Below are 20,315 nucleotides of genomic sequence, written 5' to 3'. Positions count from 1 at the left end.
CAGAGAGAAATTTATGCAGCTGCCCGAACCTGCCAAGCTTGAAGTGTTTAACGATATATTGGATTTTCACATTCATATTGCTGGGCGTGGATATGTGGCCATTGATTTTTATGATGGCTGTGTCTTGTATGACTTTGCTGCAAACAAGACAATCCTATGCGATATTGATTTATACGCCAAAAGCCCCTACATCAACACGATGGGCAGAATGTGGGGCTCCTCACGCTTCATGTCTCCAGAAGAGTTTACGCTTGGTGCAGTCATCGATGAGGTATCAAATGTGTACGTGATGGGGGCTGCGGCGTTTGCACTCTTTGGTGGGGAGACCGACCGATCGATTGAAAAATGGCGATTGAATGATGAATGTTATGAGGTGGCGTTAAGAGCCGTTAGCGAGGATCGGAGCAAGCGTCAGCAATCCCTTTTGGAGTTGAAATGGGAGTGGGATGCAGCCCGCTTGAAGTGAACTGAACCATGCCAAAATCAACGACCATGTGAGGTTGTTGATTTTTTTGTTGGTTAGGATGATTCGGGTGAGAACAGCTGACAGGGGGATACTCGACGAACTTAGGCTGATGTATAATGATTCCATCGAAAATCTGTATAGTAGAGGTGATAGAAATGAGCGAGGAGATTTCCATCTTGCCGATTCAATCCTTCTACTCGCTCGATAATTGTACCGTTGCGGCGACGGTGCTCCACAAAGAGCCTTTGATCATGAGATTCGAACGGCTGCTGACGGACGACGAATGCCGGCAGTTGATTGAAGCAGCCGCTCCCCGACTACGAGAATCCAAACTCGTGAACAAAGTGGTCAGCGAAATCCGCACGAGCCGCGGGATGTTCTTCGAAGAAGAGGAAAACCCCTTCATCCATCGCATCGAAAAGCGAATCTCCGCCTTAATGAACGTGCCGATCGAACATGCCGAAGGCTTGCAAGTCCTCCACTACGGCCCTGGCCAAGAATACCAAGCGCACTATGACTTTTTCGGTCCGAACAGCCCTTCCGCAAGCAACAATCGGATCAGCACGCTGATCATCTACTTGAACGATGTGGAGGCAGGGGGAGAGACCGTCTTTCCCTTATTGGATCTAGAGGTCAAACCCGAGCGCGGGTCCGCCCTGTACTTCGAATACTTCTATCGTCAACAAGAACTCAACAACTTGACCCTGCACAGCAGCGTTCCTGTGGTTCGCGGTGAGAAGTGGGTTGCGACCCAGTGGATGCGGAGGCAGCGTGTGAGGGAGTTTGGGGTTATTTCGAGTTGATCTTGAATCGCACTTTGTGATTATCGTATGGATTCAGATGACGGGCTATATAGAAGAAATGTCCAACGTCTCTTAGAGTCTACTGATATGTAGTTCATTGAATATCTGCAAGGCATCTTTGAACCCTTGCAGATATATTTTTACTTTCAAGATTTCTTGTAATGTGAATTGAGCATCTTCATAAAGAAATAAAGTTTGTTTGAGATTGTCAGGAAGTGTTTCTCGTAGTGTCATGATATATTGTTCTGATTCACACGATATTTGCTTGTAATCAGAGTTGTTGGTCTTAAGTTCATTGTATAAAGACTCTAATCGGTTACGAATAAGCGGATCAATTAAAACCTCTAAAGAATTGATCATGAATCACACCTCCCGGGGATTTAATTTTGCAAATAAAAATTCGACTTCACAAACATTATTTTAACATATCAAATATTTCGGTCAAGCGAACATAAATATAACTTTGTTTATGCAAAGATTGTTCAATATAATTAAAGAAAAATTCAACTTCTTTGCGAGGGGTTTGGCAATGATAAGCTATAAGCCATTTCAAAAATTACTTATAGATCGAGAGATAAAGAAGCATGAGTTAATAAAAATGACGGGAATATCTTCTGCTACTATGGCAAAATTGAACACAAATGAATATGTCTCTTTAGAAATCATTGATAAACTCTGTTCAGCATTAAATTGTCAGCCTGGTGATTTATTGGAGCATATTCCTGACAAGAAATAAAAGGCAGTTCGGTGATTAAATTTAGGCGAATCGTTCCGCGAAAGATCCATAAGACTATAAAACTGTAAAAGGCGAGTCTCGGATCCCTGAGCTCGCCTTTTTTGTGCTTCTCATTCGTGGTTGAAATCTAGTTTCAAAACACAGGTAATTTCTAGTATACTCACAATATGGAATTTATTCTCTCTCGTGTTAAAGATTTCAGACCGAATTCTCGGTCCATTTGTTTTGATTTTTTTGCCAAGGCCAGTTGCATCTAGGAGGTTTGTAGGTGAGTTATCTTAAAGTGGATTTCAATAGATTAATACGAGATAAGAAGGTCATTCTTGTAGTGTTGGTGATGCTGGCCATCGCCATCTTTGACCCCATTTCAGTAACTCGGCACTTTGATCAATACCCGGGTTCTGTGGAGACCATTGGTCTAAATCCATTTCAGTTTTGGATGTTGATGAATTCGGTAAGTTGGGGGAACAACCTTTATCATCAAATATTTTGGATTATGTCGGTTTTGCTCACCGGGTTAATCTATCATGAAGATAAGAATACTTCCATGTATACCTATCAAATCATTCGAAAAAGTAAAATTCAGTATATCCTCTCCAAGTTTATCTCAACGGGAGTATTATCCTTTGCGATCCTATTTGTAGCACTAGAAATCAATGTATTCATGACGTACACTCTATTTCCTGATACGACTCAGATGACCGAGTATTACCATAATTTAATTCCGCAAGAAGGAAGCTTTGTCTATCAGGCATTTCTTTCGAATCCGATGAAGGAGGTTCAAATCTATACGTTTCTTAATGCGCTCGCGGTAACGATATTTGTTATTTTTTCATTATGTCTCAGTATGCTGTTTCATTTTAAAAACCGGTATGTTGCCCTATTAGTTCCTGTCATTATTTTGTATGGCATTACTTATATTTTCGATTCATTCCCCCCCTTATTCTCTTATAACATTCGGATGATCCTCCAACCTATGGCGGTTAGTGCGATGACTAATATTATAGGATGGGAGAATGTGGCTATTGCTTTTGGGGGATGGATGATACTGAACATCATCATGATAAGCATCATTTTGGTGAAGTCGAGAGATAGTTATGAATAGATTACTATTTTTAGTTGGGTTCACGATCTACATTGCCATTACTGGAATCATTCTGCTATTGAAAATACCCATGGGTCATTCTTGGTTTGATCAATGGATATTTAATAAATTTTATGTATTTCAGTTTATGTCTGTACTTACAGTCGGACTGGCTATTGAAAGCAGTCGTTTTCATCCTACAACGTACGTACGAATAGGAAATCGAAGAAAAATACTTCGAAACGAGTTAGTTGGTTACTACATCCAAGGCCTAATTTGTGTGAGTATGATCTTCTTTTTTATTTGGTTTGGAGCCGTTTTACTGAGAGAAACGAGTCATCTGTTCTTCCTGTTTGAATGGTATATCAGATACTTACTGGGAACTGTTGTTTTCATCAATATCATGTCATGTTTGAAATGGTCAAACCATTTGCTACTAAGCAAATACGGCCAGCTCATTGTTTTTACGTGGTTAGCATTGGAGAGCATCGTATTCATCCCTTATTTAAAAAGGTTCTCCTCATATAAAATCAACCTGATATTTTCATGGGTCTTTCATCCGGGTGCAGTAAGCTGCCTGGTCTTAGTCGGTTTCATTCTTTTAACGATATTCCTAAATATCAAGTTAAGTGATAAGAGGGATTTTATATGATCGAGGCGTTTAAAAGTGTAAGACCCATGGCTTATGTGATCTTGCTGGGCAGCATCCTGATCAGCTACGTCTTCTTAAAAGCTTCGGGCATGAACGATCTGTTAACGATGGTTCAGACGATCTTTGGAGGCAAGCCTTTAAGCAGTCCCATGCTGCAGGGGTTATTCGTCATGCTCATTTTTTTATTACAGTATGTGTGTATTGACTATATTGTCTTTTATATTGACAATTCGGATACCTTATCCATCCGATATGGAAGCAAGAACAATTGGCTTAAAGCTCTGTTGAAAGGAACTTCAGCACTTCTGTTCGCTTTTTTATTATTGTTTTACTTCGTGTGGTTATTCCTGGATTCGATATGGGGCGATTCAAAAATAACTCAGTCTATGAATTTAGATACGGTTGGAGTTCTGGCGAGAATTTATTTGTTTTGCCTGATTGTGGTTTTCGCTCAAGTCTATCTTCTGTTGAGGCGATCAAAAGCAGGTACTTTTATGATCATGGGGGGAATATCTGTCCTATTAGCGATGACTAGCCTTTATCAGAATTTTGCATTTCATATCTTACCTCAGATGAATCATCCAACAATGACTCTGATGAATGTGATTGGGAACTTAACCTTAGCTCTCGTGCTGCTAATCATGATTCAAAGGAAAAGCACAAAGAAGGAGTTGTCATTCCATGAAGATTGAGGTCACCAACTTCACCAAGACGATCGGAAAAACAAATGTTCTTGAAAATATAAATGTTACGCTCAATAGCGGGCATATCTACGGGGTAGTAGGTAAAAACGGAAGCGGAAAAACGATGTTCTTACGGATGATTTCCGGTTTGATCCTTCCCACGAAAGGCGAAGTCAAAGTAGATGGGAAAGTCTTAGGCAAGCAAATTTCTTTTCCCGATCAACTGGGGATTTTACTTGAAAAACCAAGTTTTCTCGGCCACCTTACCGGTTACGAAAATTTGAAAATGTTGGCCAAAATCAGAAATAACGCGAGTGACGAAGATATTCAATCCTATATGAATTTGTTTGATTTGGATTGGAAAAGCAAAAAGAAAGTCAAGCAATATTCATTGGGGATGAAGCAGAAACTAGGAATTATTCAGGCCATGATGGAAAATCAACAAATCATTATTTTGGATGAACCTTTTAATGCCTTGGATGAGGCTTCGGTTGAAACCTTAAGACAAGTATTAAGAAAGTTGAAAGCAGAGAAAAAACTGATCGTCATGACTTCGCATAACAAAGAAGATATTCAATTGCTATGCGATTATACATTTACGCTTTCTGCTGGAAAGATGATGAGTTCAACAAACGAGAGTGTTGCACTTATTGCCGAATAAATTCTGAATCCCCGCCTCCATATATTAAATCCACAACCTTAAGCGGTTGTGGATTTTCATTATACTCAGTTCATGACATTGAACAATATAGGAAGCAAGACCAATTGATTGATGACATGCGTGGCGATATGTCCGAGCATGGCGTAGGCTAATCCGTGTTTCCAATATAAATAGCCAAATCCGATGCCCGGCAAGAAGTTAAGCAATAACGTCCGGATTACGGTAACGGTGCTTAACCCCAACATTTGTGCAGTCGCAGGAAGATGCCCTGCGGCAAAGATCAATGCGGCCATGACCATCCCCGCGATATAAATGCCATTGCGATCTGTAGTTTTCGTAAGCTTGCTGGCCAGCCAGATGATGATCGACATGAGTCCGAATCTGAGCAGAAGCTCCTCAATGATTCCCCCGTACAATACGCTTCCCAGAAAATAAAGCCAGGAAAATTCAAATCTCTCCGCCAGTCCCAAACTTTCGGCAAAAACCAGCTTTTCTGCAATGGCAATAAAACTGGCTGACAATAGTCCGATGCTCACCGCTGCAACAATGCTTTTCCTGCTCAAAACAAACGGTTTGTTCAAATGTACTTTTGGAGAAGCCCATACTCCTGCGATTGTAGCAAGACTCGCCAACGCTGCAGTTTGAAGCATAGCGATCAGGATAATCACTTGCTTCGACCCGAGCTGAGCCGCTACTTGACTTTCCAGTTCAGGCGTTAAGGTCATCGCTTGCTGCGCTCCTAACAAAGCGCCTGAGATCAAGCCTAGCACCATAACGGCCATCACTTTTTTCGCAGATACCATCTTCTTTATCTTGGTCATCGCTCGTTTTCCTTCCCAATTGTGGATTTCACTGCATCGCTGATGGCAGCATCGTCACGAAGGCCGACATCGCGCAAGTAGATCGAGCCGTTGGCGGATTGATCAAACACGAAACGGATTCGGCTGATCCGCTCCGGCTGGAACGACGGATTGACGTGGCGAAAGTCGGATAGCCGGAAAGCGAAGTTTTGAAAGACCGGCTCCTTGGTCGGCATCAGCGATGTAAACGGCCATTTTACGATACCGCCTTCGAACATCGGCAGCAGACCGCCCGCTGCACTCAGTGGCATGGAAGCCGTGTTGCCGCTTGTATCCTCGACCTCGATGGTCAGATCAACAAGCTCTTCCTGCGTACCCGACCGATCCGCCATGGAGAAGACGAGGGTGCCATTCGGCGGGACGGCAAGCCCGGTGTCGGGCAGGACGATCGTATAGGAAGGAATCCCGTCGACCTTGCCGCGGTCCCAACCGAGGCGAACGGCGCTGAACAGACCGGGGGCGAATTTCATCTCGACCTGTTCTTCTTTCCATTCCGTCAGCCGCTCTCCAATCAGTTGACCGCCGGGCAACGTGGTTGTGGAAAGATCGATATCCTCGTCGAAGGTGCTGATAAGCGTCGTCCGGGCGTCCAAATAATCGTTGATATACATCGTATCCGGCAGCCATTCTCTTGCGTGGCCGAGGTCTTGGAAAATGGCGCGGTATTCGGTCCTCCCGTACAAGGTTGCATCGAGGAAGGACGAGATGAGCACCTTCGCCGCTTGCAGCTGCTCCTCCTGCGGGATCAGCTGGGCCCGGTTATACAGCAGGTTGCCGAGTCCCGGTGCATCGCTCCGCCCCCACACCGTATTGAATTGCCCGTGATTGGCCCCGTAGATATAGACCGACGCTTTGAAATTATCACTGCCAGGTGTGAAGCCGACCCGGTTATACTGGCTTGCTCCGGCGAAGGAACTGACGTCCATGTCGTGGGCGCCTTGAAGGGCGAGGTAGTTGAGATCAGTCAGCTCCGTCGGCCGGCTTGCCGGCTCGTACTGGCCGTCTGTACCCGCAAGCGAGATGACGGAACGGATGCCAAAGCCGTAATTGAACTTGATGTTACCGTCCTCCGGCGGTGACTGCAACTGGTTGTACGCGGCCGCCACCGTTACCGCCTCGCCGCCGCGGGAATGGCCGATCAGCGCGATCCGGTTCATGTCCAGTTTCCCATAGAACGGGTTGCCCTTCGTACCGTTCCATTCCTTCCACACGCTCAAGTGCTCCAGCATGAGCCAGCCGCGTGCCGGGTTTTCCTTCTCCAGCACGTTCAACATGAACAGGTCGTCGAAGGGCGAGGTGTTGAGAAAATTTTCATCGATCGACACGACGATATAGCCGCGGCTCGCCAGCAGTTCCCCCAAATAGGCATAGCCCGGGTCTGAATAATCGGTGGCGAGATGGTTGCCGTGCACGATCATCACGAGTGGAAATGGCCCTTCTCCATCAGGATACCAGACCAGCCCGTTTAACGGTATCGCTTCCGGTCCGAAACCAAATGTCTTTGTACGGAGGGAGGACCAGTTCGCCACAAAGGCCGAGCCGTCCACCGGCTCCGTGATCAGCGAATCTTCTGCGTTAAAAACCTTTCGGTAGCCGTTTGCGCTGCCGTAGGTTAGTTTTTTGATCGGATACGTCCCCGGCTCCGCAGGATTCGCTAATGTTCCCGGGTAATGCTCTGGTGCTTTCATGACCGACAGCCGGTAAGGCTTCACCAGTTCGGCGCGCCCGCCATCGACCAACCAAACTCCCGTACAGAGGGTAAAAGCTACGGTCACTGCCGTTGCCACTCCGGCCATCACCTTGGTGCGTGTTGTCGCTTCGCGATAGGAACCCCGGAACCAGCGGGAGATCAACGCCCCCGATAAGGAACAGCCGGTCAGCACGGACAAGGTGACGATCAGCATGACCGTCATCGGACCGATGAAGCTGATGAACATCAGGATGAAGGAGGCAAGTGCCAGACCTATGTACCTCGAAGGCACACGCTTGGCAAGATGCAGTACCCCAGCAAGGATCATGGCAATGAAAGTAATGGCAATCAGGAACACTCCGGTTCCGATCACATAATCCCACAGGCCCCGCGACCCAATCAGGTGATAGCTTTGGATGAGAAAAATGACGCCCGCGATACCAAAGAGCGCGATGGATGCTCCTTTCCAGCCCGGAGTCAGCGGGGGTTGACGCTTGATCCCCCCGACAATCCGTTCCCGCCACGTTCGGATCGAACCCCTTCTGGACAACTCTGTTTCTGCCATATCATGACCTCTTTCTCAGATGATTGTTACAACAACATCCAATATAGAGACCTCGTCTTTCCGCCACCTGTCGCTTTTCTTACAATAACCTTACATAGCAGGAAATCGGCTTTACGGTGCGAACAATACGAAGGAGTGAGGTGGTGGAATAATGCCCAAAACGATACTGTTAGTCGACGACGAGCAGGACATCGTGGACATGCTGAAGCTTTTTCTGGAGCCAGATTATCACGTTCTTGAAGCCAATGACGGACAATCCGCGATGGAGATGTTCGCTCGCGCGTCAATCGACCTGGCGGTGATCGATATCATGATGCCTTATGTGGACGGCTTCAAGCTCCTTCAATGGATACGGAAACATTCCAGGATTCCGGTGATTGTTCTGTCGGCCAAAAATCAGGAGGCGGACAAAATTGCCGGGCTTGGCCTCGGTGCGGATGATTTTATCGCCAAGCCGTTCAGTCCTTTGGAGGTGGTGGCCCGAATTCAGGCGCATTTGCGGAGAACGTACGAATTTAACGATGCCGGCGCGGCGGCGGGAGCAGGCGTGGACACGGCCATTGCTGAGACCCGGCTGGGTGAGCTAATCCTGGATCATGAAGCGTGCTTGTTATACAAGCGCGGAGAACCAATCGAGCTGAGCGCGATCGAATACAAGCTGCTGAAGTTGTTTATGAGCAAACCGGGGCGTATTTTTACGAAAAAGCAAATCTTCGAGCAGGTGTGATCCGAGCCCTATATCGCAGATGACAATACGATTATGGTGCAAATCAGCCGACTACGGGACAAAATCGAGGATTCGCCGCGGGAACCTTTTTATATTCGGACGGTCCGCGGACTCGGATACCGGTTCGCCAAAAAGGATGAGTTAGATGCGACGTAGACCCCAAAAGCTGTTTGGGATGTTGTTGCGGAATTACGTGATTTTTTCTCTCACGCTGGGAATGAGCTTCATCGTGCTGCTGCTTTTTTTCGTGGAAAGAACCAACGTGCGAATGCCTAAGGATATGTCGTTGCTGCAAGCGCATGCGATCGTTCGTCCGGATCCGGCTGACATCCAGAGCGGTGTGATTGAAGCGGTGGATGGCTGGGTGGAAATTCTCGATGAGCAGCTGCGGATTATGGAGGTCCGAGGAGAGAAGCGGGACGGCAACGTGACGGGCTATACGGAGGGGGAACTAAACGCTTTATTTTACGATTCGGACGACAATCCATACTATACGTCGATGGCTCCATTCCATACGAATGACGGAGAGCGTCGTTACGTCCTGGTCAGGCTGCCGAAACAGCAGATCCGGGCGGATTTCATGCTCAATGAGAAGACAGAGAACTATCAGAGGATCTTTTGGATCGCTTTGGCCGAGACGGGGGCGTTATTCGTCCTGCTATTTGGCATCAACGTCTATGTGTACAGCCGCTTGGCCGCAGTCAGGTTGACCAACCCGCTTGGCGCGATTGCCGCGGGTATCCGCAGCGTATCGGATGGGCGCTATCATGAGCGGCTGCACATCGAAGCGAATTACGAGCTTGCGCAAATTCAGGAGAGCTTCAACAAGATGGCGGAAAAGCTGGAGCGAGCTGAAGCGAACAATCGGCAGCTGGCTGAGAGCAAGCAGCGGATGCTCGTCCATATTTCGCACGATCTGAGAACGCCAATCACGACGATTCAGGGTTACGTGGAGGCGCTGCAGCATGGGGTCATCAAGGAGGAAGCCGCACGTCAGCGAACCCTCGGTCTTATCCACAGCAAAACGAAGCTGGTCGCTGAACTGATCGACGATGTATTTGAGTTGGCGAAGCTGGAGGTTCCGGATTATCCTGTCGTCAAAAAGGGATGTGATCTTGCAGAGTTCACGCGCGAAATGGCCGTAGACTATTACGATATGTTCGAAGAAAAGGGGATGATGTTCGAATTCGACATTCCTTCGGACGAGCTGCCCGTGCCGATCCATACGAAGTTGCTGTACCGGGCGGTCTCCAATCTGCTTGCGAACGCGCTGAAATACAATCCGCCGGTAACGCATGTGCGGCTGTCACTCATAGACGGGCAGGACGCAGTGCGGATTGAGGTCGCCGATAATGGCGTTGGCATCCCCGCTGAATTGCGTGCCCGCGTCTTCGAGGCGTTCGTCCGCGGAGACGCCGCGCGCAAGAGCGATGGCGGCTCAGGGCTTGGCCTGACGATCGCCAAGCATATCGCAGAGAAGCATGGGGGCAGTCTCGCGCTCGACAGCGACGCAGGCTGGACGCGCTTTGTGCTGACCTTGCCCAAGACAGGGGAGATGGGCCCGGTCATGGAAGAGCCGCATGCGGTGAGCGAAGTCGGAGCTTAAATGCGTCACACGACAGCGAATTGTCGATTTGCCATACCGCAGTTCACCCCCATTCTGAAAGCCCAGTCCGTATCAAGACTGGGCTTTTTTCCTGTCTCCCCCTCCTCAACCAGACCTGTTTAACCTTGTGCGACCGCTGTATAGTTATCCCTTCTCTGGATCGTAGACTTTGATATTCTCTAATTTTAGATGCAAAAAAATTTGAATTTCTGTATTGATATTAATTTTTCATGATGCTACAATAACACTCAGTGATAATGATAATTATTATCAATGAATGATAACTTGCGATGTAAGGAAGTAAATTCATGCAGGATGGAACAAGGTACATACGGATTTAGTTAATCATTCTATTTATATAATTTTTATTTAAAGGAGAGGTCATACAAATGAAAAGATTCATAACGAGCATCTTGATGGTCATCTTGGTATTGGCGTTAGCCGCATGTTCCTCTAATACAAACACTGCGGGGGAAAGCAATGCGAAAGCAAATAACAGCAACGCTTCCACTGCAACCGAAACGTCCGCTGAATCGACGGAAGCAGCAAAACCAACGACCGTTGAGTTTACAGATAGCCATGGTACGGTAACGGTTCCGGTTAATCCGAAGAGCGTCGTTGCTTTGGATAACAGAACGTTTGAAACCCTTGCGGATTGGGGGGTTAAGCTCGCGGCTGCACCTAAAGGGGTAATGCCTAAAGATTCCCCTTATGTTGCCGACGAATCGGTACAAGATATCGGTAACCACAGAGAGCCTAACCTGGAAGTCATCGCTGCGGTTAACCCAGATCTGGTGATTGTAGGTCAACGTTTCTCCGGCTACTACGAAGATATTAAGAAGCTTGTTCCGAATGCAGCCGTCATTGATGTAAACGTTGATGTATCCGGTGAAAATGGCACGCCAGGTGACAATCTGGTCAACGGCTTCAAAGAGATTACAACGAAGTTTGGTGAAATCTTCGATAAGAATGAAGAAGCAGCTCAACTGGTAGCCGAATTCGATCAAGCGCTGGCTGACGCGAAAGCAGCTTACAATGGAACAGACAAAGTCATGAGCGTCATTGTTTCTGGTGGTAACATTGGTTTCGCTGCTCCATCTACTGGCCGCGTATGGGGTCCGCTGTACGATATCTTCGGCTGGGTTCCAGCACTGGAGGTAGAGAACGCAACTACTGACCACCAAGGGGATGAAGTTTCTGTAGAAGCTATTGCGCAAAGCAATCCGGATTGGATGTTCGTACTTGATCGCGACGCTGCAACTTCCAGCGGAGAAGAGAGTGTTCCTGCTCAAGACGTAATTAACAACGCTCCGGCACTTCAAAATACAACAGCCGTATCTAAAGGACAAGTTTTGTATGCTCCTACGGACACCTACACAAATGAATCGATTCAAACGTTCATTGAAATCTTCCAAGAAATTGCGCAAACTCTAAAGAAGTAAAATAAAGGAGTACATGATTGTGCCCGAGAATGTTATCGCTGAGGTTGAGACTACTTCTCAACCTCAGCTTTCTAAGCGTAAAAAGATATGGACGTTTCCCTTCATACTTGCCATCCTCGGCGTTATTATTCTAGGTATCATCTCTCTGTTTACGGGGGTGTATGATATCTTTGGACAAGAAGACGGCTGGGATATGTTCTTCATCACTCGGATTCCAAGAACGGTGGCCTTAATGCTTACCGGGGCGGCGATGGCCATGACAGGGCTGATCATGCAGCTGATGACACAGAACAAAATGGTCGAGCCGACCACCATCGGAACAACGGAGTGGGCGGGTTTAGGTCTGCTTACGGTCTACTTGCTAATCCCCAGCCCTTCATTAGTAGTACGGATGACGGGTGCAATTATATTTTCATTCGTTGGAACGATGGTTTTCTTCTTCTTCCTAAGGAGTGTAAGACTTCGCTCTTCTCTGATCGTTCCGATCATTGGATTAATGCTTGGTGCCGTCATCTCGGCATTGTCCACTTTCTTGTCGCTCTTCTTTAACATGTCTCAAGTGATCGAAGGCTGGTTCATCGGTTCTTTCGCTCCAGTTCAAGCCGGAAGATATGAATATTTGTGGATTATTATCATTGTCACGTTCTTCATTTTTCTGTATGCCAATCGTCTAACGCTAGCTGGATTGGGAGAAGACGTAGCCACTGCTTTAGGTGTCAATTACAAACGACTTATTCTATTGGCGAATTTACTCATTGCAGTTGCCGTAGGGATTGTCGCCTCGGTCATCGGCAATCTTCCTTTCTTAGGATTAATTGTCCCTAACATCATATCCATGGTTCGCGGAGACGATCTTCGCAGCAATCTCCCTTGGGTATGTGTCATGGGGATGGGGACGATCATGCTGTGTGATATCGTATCCAGGGTTATCATTATGCCGTTCGAAGTGCCCGTCTCCTTAATTCTAGGTACCGTAGGAGCGGTCGTTTTCATCCTAATTTTGCTAAGACAACGAAAAAGCAGGAGGCTGTGATGAAGACATTAACAGTGGATTCTCAACTCAGCACAAACAGCGAATTAAACGCCAGCCCTCGTGCTAGATCTGCCAGCGCTTTTCGAACCAAGAAAGAAGCGAAACGCTACTGGATTTTATTAGTGTTGTTCATTGGTGTGGGTTTGCTTGCTGCACTTGGGTTGTTGCTTTATAACAATCCAGTACCGGTGGACTCTCCCTCTTTCGTTCCTGTTGTAAAGAGACGGCTCGTGGCCATTGTCGCTATGTTCATTGCTGCATTATGTCACAGCTTCTCAACCGTCGCGTTTCAGTCTGTAACGAATAACCGGATGATTACCCCTTCTCTGCTGGGTTACGAATCCCTTTATTCAGCGATCCAGACCGGTACGTTGTTCTTCTTCGGAGCGGGTGCGCTCGTCAGCTTCACGGGGCAGGGCGCCTTCTTCCTTCAGGTTTCGCTGATGGTTCTGTTGAGCTTAACCTTGTATGGATGGCTGCTGTCCGGGAAGTATGGCAATTTGCAGCTGATGCTTCTCATCGGCATCATTATTGGAGCAGGCCTGAATTCCGTTTCGGGCTTTATGAGACGAATGCTTGCCCCATCGGAGTTTGACCTGCTGCAGTCCAGGCTTATTGGCTCGGTCAATAATGCGGATTCTGAATATTTTCCTATCGTGATTCCGCTTGTTATCCTTACTGCCTTAGGTCTATTCTTCTTTTCTAGAAAGTTAAATGTCCTGGCGCTAGGAAAAGATGTGGCAACGACCTTCGGCTTGAATTATCAGGCGGGCATCATCTTTACGCTTGTCTTAGTCGCTGTCTTAATGGCTATTTCTACTTCATTGCTTGGTCCGCTGACCTTTTTTGGTTTTTTAGTGGCGATGCTGAGCTACCAAGCCGCACCAACGTATGATCACAGATACGTCTTTCCAATGGCTTTTGCCATCGGTTTTTGTATTTTAACGTCTGCTTATTTCTTGTTGTATCACGTCTTTCATGCACAAACCGTCGTAGGTGTCATTATTGAGTTATTTGGTGGACTTACGTTTCTGATTGTAATCTTAAGGAAGAGGTCGCTATGATAAGTATTCAGAACGCTAGGAAATGGTACGGGGATGAAGTCAAAATCGGGCCCTTAAACATCGAAATTCCCAAAGCCGGGGTAACCTCCTTAATTGGCCCGAACGGTGCTGGAAAATCGACGACGCTTCTCATGATCGGCAGATTGCTGAACATGGATGAGGGTCAAGTTACCGTCGCCAATATGAACGTGACAACATCGAAATCCGATGATCTAGCAAAGATCCTCACGATCTTGCGCCAAGAGAATCATTTCGTTACTAGACTTACCGTCAGACAGCTCGTGGGGTTCGGTAGATTTCCCTATTCCAAGGGAAGATTAACCAAGGAAGATGCAGTCATCATTTCGAAGTATATTGATTTTCTTAAACTGACGGACCTCGAGCATCGGTTTTTGGATGAGCTTTCAGGCGGGCAGAGACAAAGAGCCTATGTAGCCATGGTGCTCTGCCAGGAAACCGAGTACGTGCTGTTAGATGAACCGCTCAACAACTTGGACATTGCCCGTTCGGTACAGATGATGGAGCATCTGAAGATCGCCGCGAATGAGTTTGGCCGAACCATTCTTACCGTCATGCATGACATCAACTTCGCCGCCAAGTATTCCGATCGCATCTGCGCGATGAAGAATGGACAAATTGCCGCATTCGGAACGGTTCAAGAGATTATGAAGCCTGAAATTTTGTCGGACATTTTCGAAACGAAAATTGAAATTATCGAAGGACCTTATGGTCCGATCGCAGTTTATTAGGTGAGCGGGAGATCAGTTAAGAGCATAAAGCTGTACGAGGCGAGTTTCAGGTTGTCCTGGGCTCGCCTTTTTGGTGTCTTTTGAACCAAGGAGAGCCCTTTGATTGAGCTAAATTGGCATTGATTGAATCATTGCAGAAGGCGATTGATTATATGGAAGCTCACGTTCTTGATCCTGACCGATATCACGGTTGGTGATTATATTCGGCGGCGTCGGTTAACGCTGGCGGCACAAGAATTAATCAGCACAGACAGCATGGTGTTACTCCGAGTGAAGCCCGAAAAGGGATCGGAAAACTACAATCCAGGGACCTGTCCCAACCGCATTTGTAAATACCTACAGACAAATTTATTCGGAATGGCTGCCTTCAAATGGGTATGTGCCTGCTGAACTCCCGACTATTGAGGCTTATATCAGTCAAGATCTCTATAGTCCGAATTCCAAGAATGAAATCTGGCCTACCGTAAAGTGAAATTGTATTATCAGAAGGCTTGATTCAGATTCAACGGAGAATCAAGTACATTGGACGAGGCTGATCTGCAGCCTTGAGCCCTATAAAAGTGATCACATGACACTGTCATCCCAATCTCCTGACAACTGTGAATTCCGCCGCCCCGGTGTTCAAAGGTAGAATGAAGCTACCAAGAGAAACGAAAGGACGGGAAAGGGATGGAGAATCACGGCGGGAGAATACGCTTGCTCGATATTCTGAGAGGGTTCGCGGTGTTGGGGACGCTGGGGACGAATATCTGGATTTTCGCGCATTTGGGAGACGTTAATTATGTCTTTACTTTTTATCATGCGGCGTGGTGGTCGTCGCTTCAGGACTTCGTGCGAGTCTTCGTGTTGTTCTTGGTCAACGGCAAGCTGCTGGGCTTGCTGACGATCATGTTTGGCGTTGGGCTGGAGATGAAGTATCGCCAGGCCTTGAAGCGGGGGAACCCCTGGCCGGGAATGTACCTTTGGACGTCGTTTATCCTGATGGCGGAAGGGTTGCTGCATTTTACACTGGTGATGGAGTATGACATTCTGATGAGCTACGGGATCACGGCGATCATTGCCGCTTTTATCGTCAAAGGCGGGGATCGGGCGATTCGGCGGGCGATGTGGATCTTTGGCGGGGGGCATGGAGGAATCATGCTGCTGATCCTGGGCTTCGGGATCTATCTCGGACTCTCCGGGGCGCATATCTCCATGGGAGATATGCGTGCGACGACAGCGTTATATGGCGGCGGCAGCTGGGTTCAACAGGTACAGGATCGCCTGGCGAATTTCGTGGCGCTCCGTTTGGAAGCCGTGTTCGTAATTCCCATGAATTTGTTTCTGTTCTTGCTGGGCATTCGGATGATGCGGTCCGGGGTGTTTGCCCCCGATGAGCAGGGGCGGCGGCACCGAGGAAGGCTGTTGAAGCTGGGCTTGGCGATCGGGGTTCCGCTGAATTTGCTGATTTTTATCCCGGGCGGGTATCTGGATTTCCCTGTACGGTACTTATTTGCACCGATCCTCTCGCTGGGGTATCTTGCACTCATCGCGAAGCTGTTTGAACGATACGAAGGGCTGTGGCTGTGGAATCGGCTGGAGCAGGTGGGGCGAATGTCCCTGAGCTGCTATGTCTTGCAAAATATCACCGCTTCCCTTATTTTTTATGGATGGGGTCTTGGCCTGGGAGGCAAGGTGGACGCATTTACCACGGTTCTCATCTGGCTGGCCATCTCCAGTTTCCAAATCGTATTTGCCTCGCTGTGGTCCAAGCGGTTCCGATTCGGGCCGCTGGAAGCGACGAGAAGGTGGATGACGAACCTCGCGGGCAAGCTGGCCGCTTGAGGATCAAGCATAAGGTGAGGATGCCCATTGTTACGGAAGCTGTATCCTGCGGACCAAATCGAGAAGTTTTTACTGCTGGACGTTATTATCATTGTATTTCTAATCTACCGGGTGCTGGTGCTGGACGTTCCCTATCCGATCCTCGTCAAAATAGGGTTTCTTCTCCTGTTCCTAGCCTCATACTATATTTGCCTATGGCAACGTCGGTGGCTGATGCTCCTGGGCAGCTGCGTTGGCTTCCTGTTGATTCTCGCGCTGAGCATCTATGAAGGGATGGGGGCTTTGCTGTATGGCTTCGTGTTTGCGGATTTTTTGGGAAGGGCGGATCGCAAGCGGGTCATCGGCATTGGTATGGTCGGCATTGCCGCGATGTTCATTCTGGCCGGTTGGATCCATGAAGGGGAGCCGGCGGGAGTCTTTCGGACGGTTTATTTTCCGGTGATGATTATTCAACTGGCGGTCCCTCCCATCCTTCAGGTTCGAGAGGGAAATAAGGCGCTGAAGGAGAAGCTCAATCTCGCGAATGCTCAGCTGGAACGATATATTCAAGAGGAGGAGCGAAACCGGATCGCCCGGGATCTTCATGACACGTTGGGGCAAACCTTGACGATGATTAAGATGAAAAGCGAGCTGACCATCCGGTTAGTGGATCAACACCCTGATCAAGCCAAGGAGGAGCTGCGAGATATCGTGAACACCTCCAGACACGCTTTAAAGCAGGTGCGGGAGCTGGTGACCGGAATGAAGTATGTTCCGCTGGAGAAGGAGATCGAGCTGGCGGGGGATCTTTTGCAAAAGGTGGGGATTCGGTTGCTTGTTTCAAATGAGACGCCGTTAACCCCTCTATCCCCGGTGGCGGAAACGATGCTAGCGTTATCCGTCCGAGAGGCGGTCACGAACATCATCAAGCATAGCGGGGCTAGCGAATGCATGATCACCCGATACGAGCGGGATCAGCGACTTTATCTTGAAGTGAGCGATAACGGGAATGGTCAGCTGGAGCCGGGAAAAGGTAACGGCGTGCAGTCATTCCAGGAGCGCATGGCGATGCTGCAAGGTGAAGTTGAAATGAAGCAGCGCCCGGAGCAAGGGATATCCATTACGTTTATTGTACCGCTCATGGGAAATAGGGGGTGAAGACGGATGATCCGAATTGTCATTGCCGAGGATCAACAAATGCTGCGCGGGGCTTTTAAATCGCTGTTGTCTTTTGAAGAGGATATGGAGGTTGTCGCCGAAGCGGAGGACGGAGAAGCCGCATGGGAGGCGATTGTGCGCCTGGAGCCTGACGTGTGCTTGCTGGATATTGAAATTCCGGTGCTGACGGGGTTGGAGGTTGCCGAGCGGCTTAAACGGTCCGGAAATCCGGGGAAAGTGATAATCGTGACCACCTTTGCCCGTCCGGGGTATTTACAGAAAGCGATGGATCTCAAGTTAGAGGGGTATCTGTTAAAAGATGAACCGATCGAGTTTCTGATCGATGCCATCCGGAGAGTCATGGCCGGAGAACGCGTGATCAGCAAGGACCTGGCGGAGGTACTGTTTCTGAAAGAGGACAATCCGCTGACCGAGCGGGAGACCGAGGTGCTGCGGTTATCGCACGCGGGACGTTCAACCCGGGAGATTGCGGAAACGTTGTTTTTGACGGAGGGAACGGTCCGAAACTACTTGTCCCTGGCGATTCAGAAGCTCGGAGTGGAGACTCGGCAGCAGGCCACTGAGCGGGCGAAGGAGCGAGGCTGGATTTAGACGAAGGTTGGGTACTTTCGGCAAAGTCCCGGTTTAATATATAGCTGAACCATTGGGATAGGGTGTGACTCATATCTATTTCCCTCGATGACCCGAACTGGCTTTCCTAGAAAACGAAGCTTTGAAAGCAAATACTCCAACTCATCACTAGGCAAGCTAACCTTGATTCGGTAGGTGTCGTGCAATTCATCGTACTCTACTTTTTTCTCAAAGCTAGAGAAAGCATAAAGGATGCGGGACAATTCTTCGTTGTAGTTAGGGTAATTTCAATGACGGCTTCAGTCCTGCGGTTATCCAGTGTTTCCTCGATCTTCTTCCGGATCATCTCCACTTCTGCCGGCTCGATAGGTTCTTGCGTAACAGCGTGGATCTTCTTCAGCCGGGTGCTCATCACAGATTGATGCCTGATGTTATACCAGATCAGATACCATTCTCTCTTGACCATGGAATATTCCAGTTTATAAGGGAACCCCGAATAGTCGGTGTACACGCGTTCACCCTTGACTTCGTAAGTGATCCGGAAGCCCGATTGATTCATGATGAGTCGGCGTAGCAGCCGCAGGAGGGGGTGGTAGACCTGTTTTTCCTTGGCGCGGGCTTTTTCAATCAAATGATCGTCAATATCCATCACGGGATCCGGCTCTAGAACGGATCGCAGCTTGGTTAATGTAGCCGCAGTGAAGGCATCCGTTGCCGCGGGGTGATTGAGCATCGTCTTCAGCCATGCCCGTTCATGAGAAGTTACCGTGAACGTTCCTGAGTCCTCCAGCCGGGAAATGATCTGGTGGTTAAAGATTTTCTCAAACAGATTCATAGTAAGACAGGATCTCCTTCCATTCGGCAATCATTTCACGGCGAAGCGAAGCAGGTTCTATGACCTCACAGCTGGACCCGAAGCTTCGCAGCCACGGTTTGATTTCGGTTGTTCCGTTTACCGTAATTTCGTAAATAAAGGAATTCTCATCTTCAAACACGATTTGTCCCCACTGGCCTTGCAGCAGGACCCGTTCTTTCACGAAATTCGGTACTGAACCCTCCGGGTTATAAAATCGGGCACGTACTCTTACAGTTTGGCCTGTATCTATGAGTGGATCCGTATCGGTCATGGTGAAGCCGATTGATAGGAGACAGCAGCAAATGGATCTCCTTGGCCAAGAACTCATGACGGAAGACAAGGTCACACTGCGTTTAAACTTCGTTTGCCAATATCGAATTGTGAACCCTTTACGTAGCTTGGAGATAAAGTCGTTTGACGAGCAAATCTACATCCAGCTCCAGCTCATGCTGAGAGAATATGTAGGGACGCTTAGATTAGATGATCTCTTGAAACGGAAAGAGGATGTGGCAACATTCGTCCTGTCTCGGCTGCGCGAGAAGGGGGAAGAGTTCGGCGTTCAGTTCCTGAGTGCGGGGGTAAAGGATGTGATTTTACCAGGAGAAATGAAAGAGATTCTAAACACCGTCCTGTTGGCGGAGAAAAAAGCGCAAGCGAATCTGATCACCCGCCGGGAAGGGACAGCCTCGACCCGAAGCTTGCTTAACACCGCGAAGCTAATGGATGAGAATCAAACGTCGTACCGTCTGAAAGAGCTGGAATTCCTCGAGAAGATTTGTGAGAAAATCGGTTCGATCTCTTTGACGGGCGGCGGGGATCTCTTGGAACGGTTAAGTTCGCTAATTGGTGAAAGAAAGGCAGTAGAGCAGTAAGAGAAAATCGATTCTTCAAGGGGATGTTCGGTTGAGCCGCAACGACCCTCCATATACAGTTTCAAAAGCGACTCCGACTAAAAAGGTCGCTTTTTTTAACATTATAGAATTTATAAATTTTGGGGTGGGAGCAGGTCTTCCGCCTGATTTCTGTTTTTGGTAAGGTTAGGATATGGAGACGAACATCTTGAAACGAATCTTCCTTGATGAGTGA

18 protein-coding genes and 4 pseudogenes are annotated in these 20,315 nt (G+C 48.0%); 17 read left to right on the top strand and 5 right to left on the bottom strand.

Annotated elements, in window-relative coordinates:
* Positions 1-466 (top strand): annotated as a pseudogene (locus tag POTG_RS24325) (serine/threonine protein kinase); the annotation flags it as partial.
* A gap of 155 nt (positions 467-621) precedes the next feature.
* Positions 622-1,269 carry a 2OG-Fe(II) oxygenase gene (locus POTG_RS11175; protein WP_009224936.1) on the top strand — a complete coding sequence of 216 codons (648 nt, stop codon included), beginning with the start codon at positions 622-624 and terminating at the stop codon, positions 1,267-1,269.
* A 72-nt stretch (positions 1,270-1,341) separates the two neighbouring features.
* On the opposite strand, the gene POTG_RS11170 is transcribed toward POTG_RS11175, so the two are convergent.
* On the bottom strand, positions 1,342-1,629 hold the full coding sequence (locus POTG_RS11170; protein WP_009224935.1) for a hypothetical protein: 288 nt from the start codon (positions 1,627-1,629) through the stop codon (positions 1,342-1,344).
* Between the two features lie 169 nt (positions 1,630-1,798).
* Here POTG_RS11170 and POTG_RS11165 point away from each other — a divergent pair, with 169 nt between their 5' ends.
* From POTG_RS11165 to POTG_RS11145, 4 genes are all read left to right on the top strand, one after another.
* The gene (locus tag POTG_RS11165; RefSeq protein ID WP_036645064.1) at positions 1,799-2,005 is read left to right on the top strand and encodes a helix-turn-helix domain-containing protein; all 207 of its coding nucleotides are present in this window, start codon (positions 1,799-1,801) and stop codon (positions 2,003-2,005) included.
* 268 nt (positions 2,006-2,273) lie between these two features.
* Entirely contained in the window at positions 2,274-3,110 is an 837-nt protein-coding gene (locus POTG_RS11160; protein ID WP_009224934.1) for a hypothetical protein, read from the top strand.
* 627 nt (positions 3,111-3,737) lie between these two features.
* The gene (locus POTG_RS11150) at positions 3,738-4,433 is read left to right on the top strand and encodes a hypothetical protein (protein WP_009224933.1); all 696 of its coding nucleotides are present in this window, start codon (positions 3,738-3,740) and stop codon (positions 4,431-4,433) included.
* On the top strand, positions 4,423-5,085 hold the full coding sequence (locus POTG_RS11145; protein WP_009224932.1) for an ABC transporter ATP-binding protein: 663 nt from the start codon (positions 4,423-4,425) through the stop codon (positions 5,083-5,085). Before POTG_RS11150 ends, POTG_RS11145 begins: the two co-directional genes overlap by 11 nt.
* A 65-nt stretch (positions 5,086-5,150) precedes the next feature.
* Here the strand turns inward: POTG_RS11145 and POTG_RS11140 are convergent, their stop codons facing one another.
* Together POTG_RS11140 and POTG_RS11135 are read right to left on the bottom strand one after the other, a co-directional pair.
* Positions 5,151-5,906 (bottom strand): CPBP family intramembrane glutamic endopeptidase, encoded by a 756-nt coding sequence (locus POTG_RS11140; protein WP_009224931.1) that lies wholly within the window; start codon positions 5,904-5,906, stop codon positions 5,151-5,153.
* A complete protein-coding gene (locus tag POTG_RS11135; protein WP_009224930.1) occupies positions 5,903-8,200 on the bottom strand; it encodes an alpha/beta hydrolase family protein in 2,298 nt (765 codons plus the stop codon). Before POTG_RS11135 ends, POTG_RS11140 begins: the two co-directional genes overlap by 4 nt.
* A 151-nt stretch (positions 8,201-8,351) precedes the next feature.
* On the opposite strand from POTG_RS11135, the pseudogene POTG_RS11130 reads away from it, so the two are divergent.
* The 10 genes and pseudogenes from POTG_RS11130 (at position 8,352) to POTG_RS11090 (ending at position 18,394) form a co-directional block, all read left to right on the top strand.
* Positions 8,352-9,083 (top strand): annotated as a pseudogene (locus POTG_RS11130) (response regulator transcription factor).
* Positions 9,073-10,533, top strand: a complete 1,461-nt coding sequence (locus tag POTG_RS11125; protein ID WP_009224928.1) for a sensor histidine kinase — start codon at positions 9,073-9,075, stop codon at positions 10,531-10,533. The pseudogene POTG_RS11130 and the gene POTG_RS11125 overlap by 11 nt, the downstream one beginning before the upstream one ends.
* Positions 10,534-10,922: 389 nt before the next feature.
* A complete protein-coding gene (locus tag POTG_RS11120; protein WP_009224927.1) occupies positions 10,923-11,975 on the top strand; it encodes a siderophore ABC transporter substrate-binding protein in 1,053 nt (350 codons plus the stop codon).
* Between the two features lie 13 nt (positions 11,976-11,988).
* Entirely contained in the window at positions 11,989-13,008 is a 1,020-nt protein-coding gene (locus POTG_RS11115) for an ABC transporter permease (protein WP_009224926.1), read from the top strand.
* Entirely contained in the window at positions 13,008-14,072 is a 1,065-nt protein-coding gene (locus POTG_RS11110; protein ID WP_009224925.1) for an iron chelate uptake ABC transporter family permease subunit, read from the top strand. The genes POTG_RS11115 and POTG_RS11110 overlap by 1 nt, the downstream gene beginning before the upstream one ends.
* Positions 14,069-14,821 (top strand): iron ABC transporter ATP-binding protein, encoded by a 753-nt coding sequence (locus POTG_RS11105; RefSeq protein ID WP_009224924.1) that lies wholly within the window; start codon positions 14,069-14,071, stop codon positions 14,819-14,821. Before POTG_RS11110 ends, POTG_RS11105 begins: the two co-directional genes overlap by 4 nt.
* A 301-nt stretch (positions 14,822-15,122) precedes the next feature.
* Complete coding sequence (locus POTG_RS24805) at positions 15,123-15,293, top strand: GyrI-like domain-containing protein (protein ID WP_311202281.1); 171 nt, start codon at positions 15,123-15,125, stop codon at positions 15,291-15,293.
* A gap of 197 nt (positions 15,294-15,490) precedes the next feature.
* Positions 15,491-16,645 (top strand): DUF418 domain-containing protein, encoded by a 1,155-nt coding sequence (locus POTG_RS11100; protein ID WP_009224923.1) that lies wholly within the window; start codon positions 15,491-15,493, stop codon positions 16,643-16,645.
* Positions 16,646-16,672: 27 nt separating this feature from the next.
* The gene (locus POTG_RS11095) at positions 16,673-17,782 is read left to right on the top strand and encodes a sensor histidine kinase (RefSeq protein WP_009224922.1); all 1,110 of its coding nucleotides are present in this window, start codon (positions 16,673-16,675) and stop codon (positions 17,780-17,782) included.
* Positions 17,783-17,788: 6 nt separating this feature from the next.
* Positions 17,789-18,394 carry a response regulator transcription factor gene (locus POTG_RS11090; protein ID WP_009224921.1) on the top strand — a complete coding sequence of 202 codons (606 nt, stop codon included), beginning with the start codon at positions 17,789-17,791 and terminating at the stop codon, positions 18,392-18,394.
* Positions 18,395-18,590: 196 nt separating this feature from the next.
* On the opposite strand, the gene POTG_RS11085 is transcribed toward POTG_RS11090, so the two are convergent.
* Both POTG_RS11085 and POTG_RS11080 read right to left on the bottom strand, forming a co-directional pair.
* Positions 18,591-19,208 (bottom strand): WYL domain-containing protein, encoded by a 618-nt coding sequence (locus tag POTG_RS11085; protein ID WP_009224920.1) that lies wholly within the window; start codon positions 19,206-19,208, stop codon positions 18,591-18,593.
* Positions 19,195-19,482 (bottom strand): annotated as a pseudogene (locus tag POTG_RS11080) (WYL domain-containing protein); the annotation flags it as partial. The pseudogene POTG_RS11080 and the gene POTG_RS11085, both read right to left, overlap by 14 nt.
* 28 nt (positions 19,483-19,510) lie before the next feature.
* On the opposite strand from POTG_RS11080, the pseudogene POTG_RS11075 reads away from it, so the two are divergent.
* A pseudogene (locus tag POTG_RS11075) lies at positions 19,511-20,101 on the top strand (slipin family protein); the annotation flags it as partial.
* Between the last annotated feature and the right edge of the window lie 214 nt (positions 20,102-20,315).

The sequence above is a fragment of the Paenibacillus sp. oral taxon 786 str. D14 genome, assembly GCF_000159955.1.
GTDB classification, from domain to species: domain Bacteria; phylum Bacillota; class Bacilli; order Paenibacillales; family Paenibacillaceae; genus Fontibacillus; species Fontibacillus phoenicis.
This window is presented reverse-complemented; position numbering and strand designations above follow the sequence as displayed.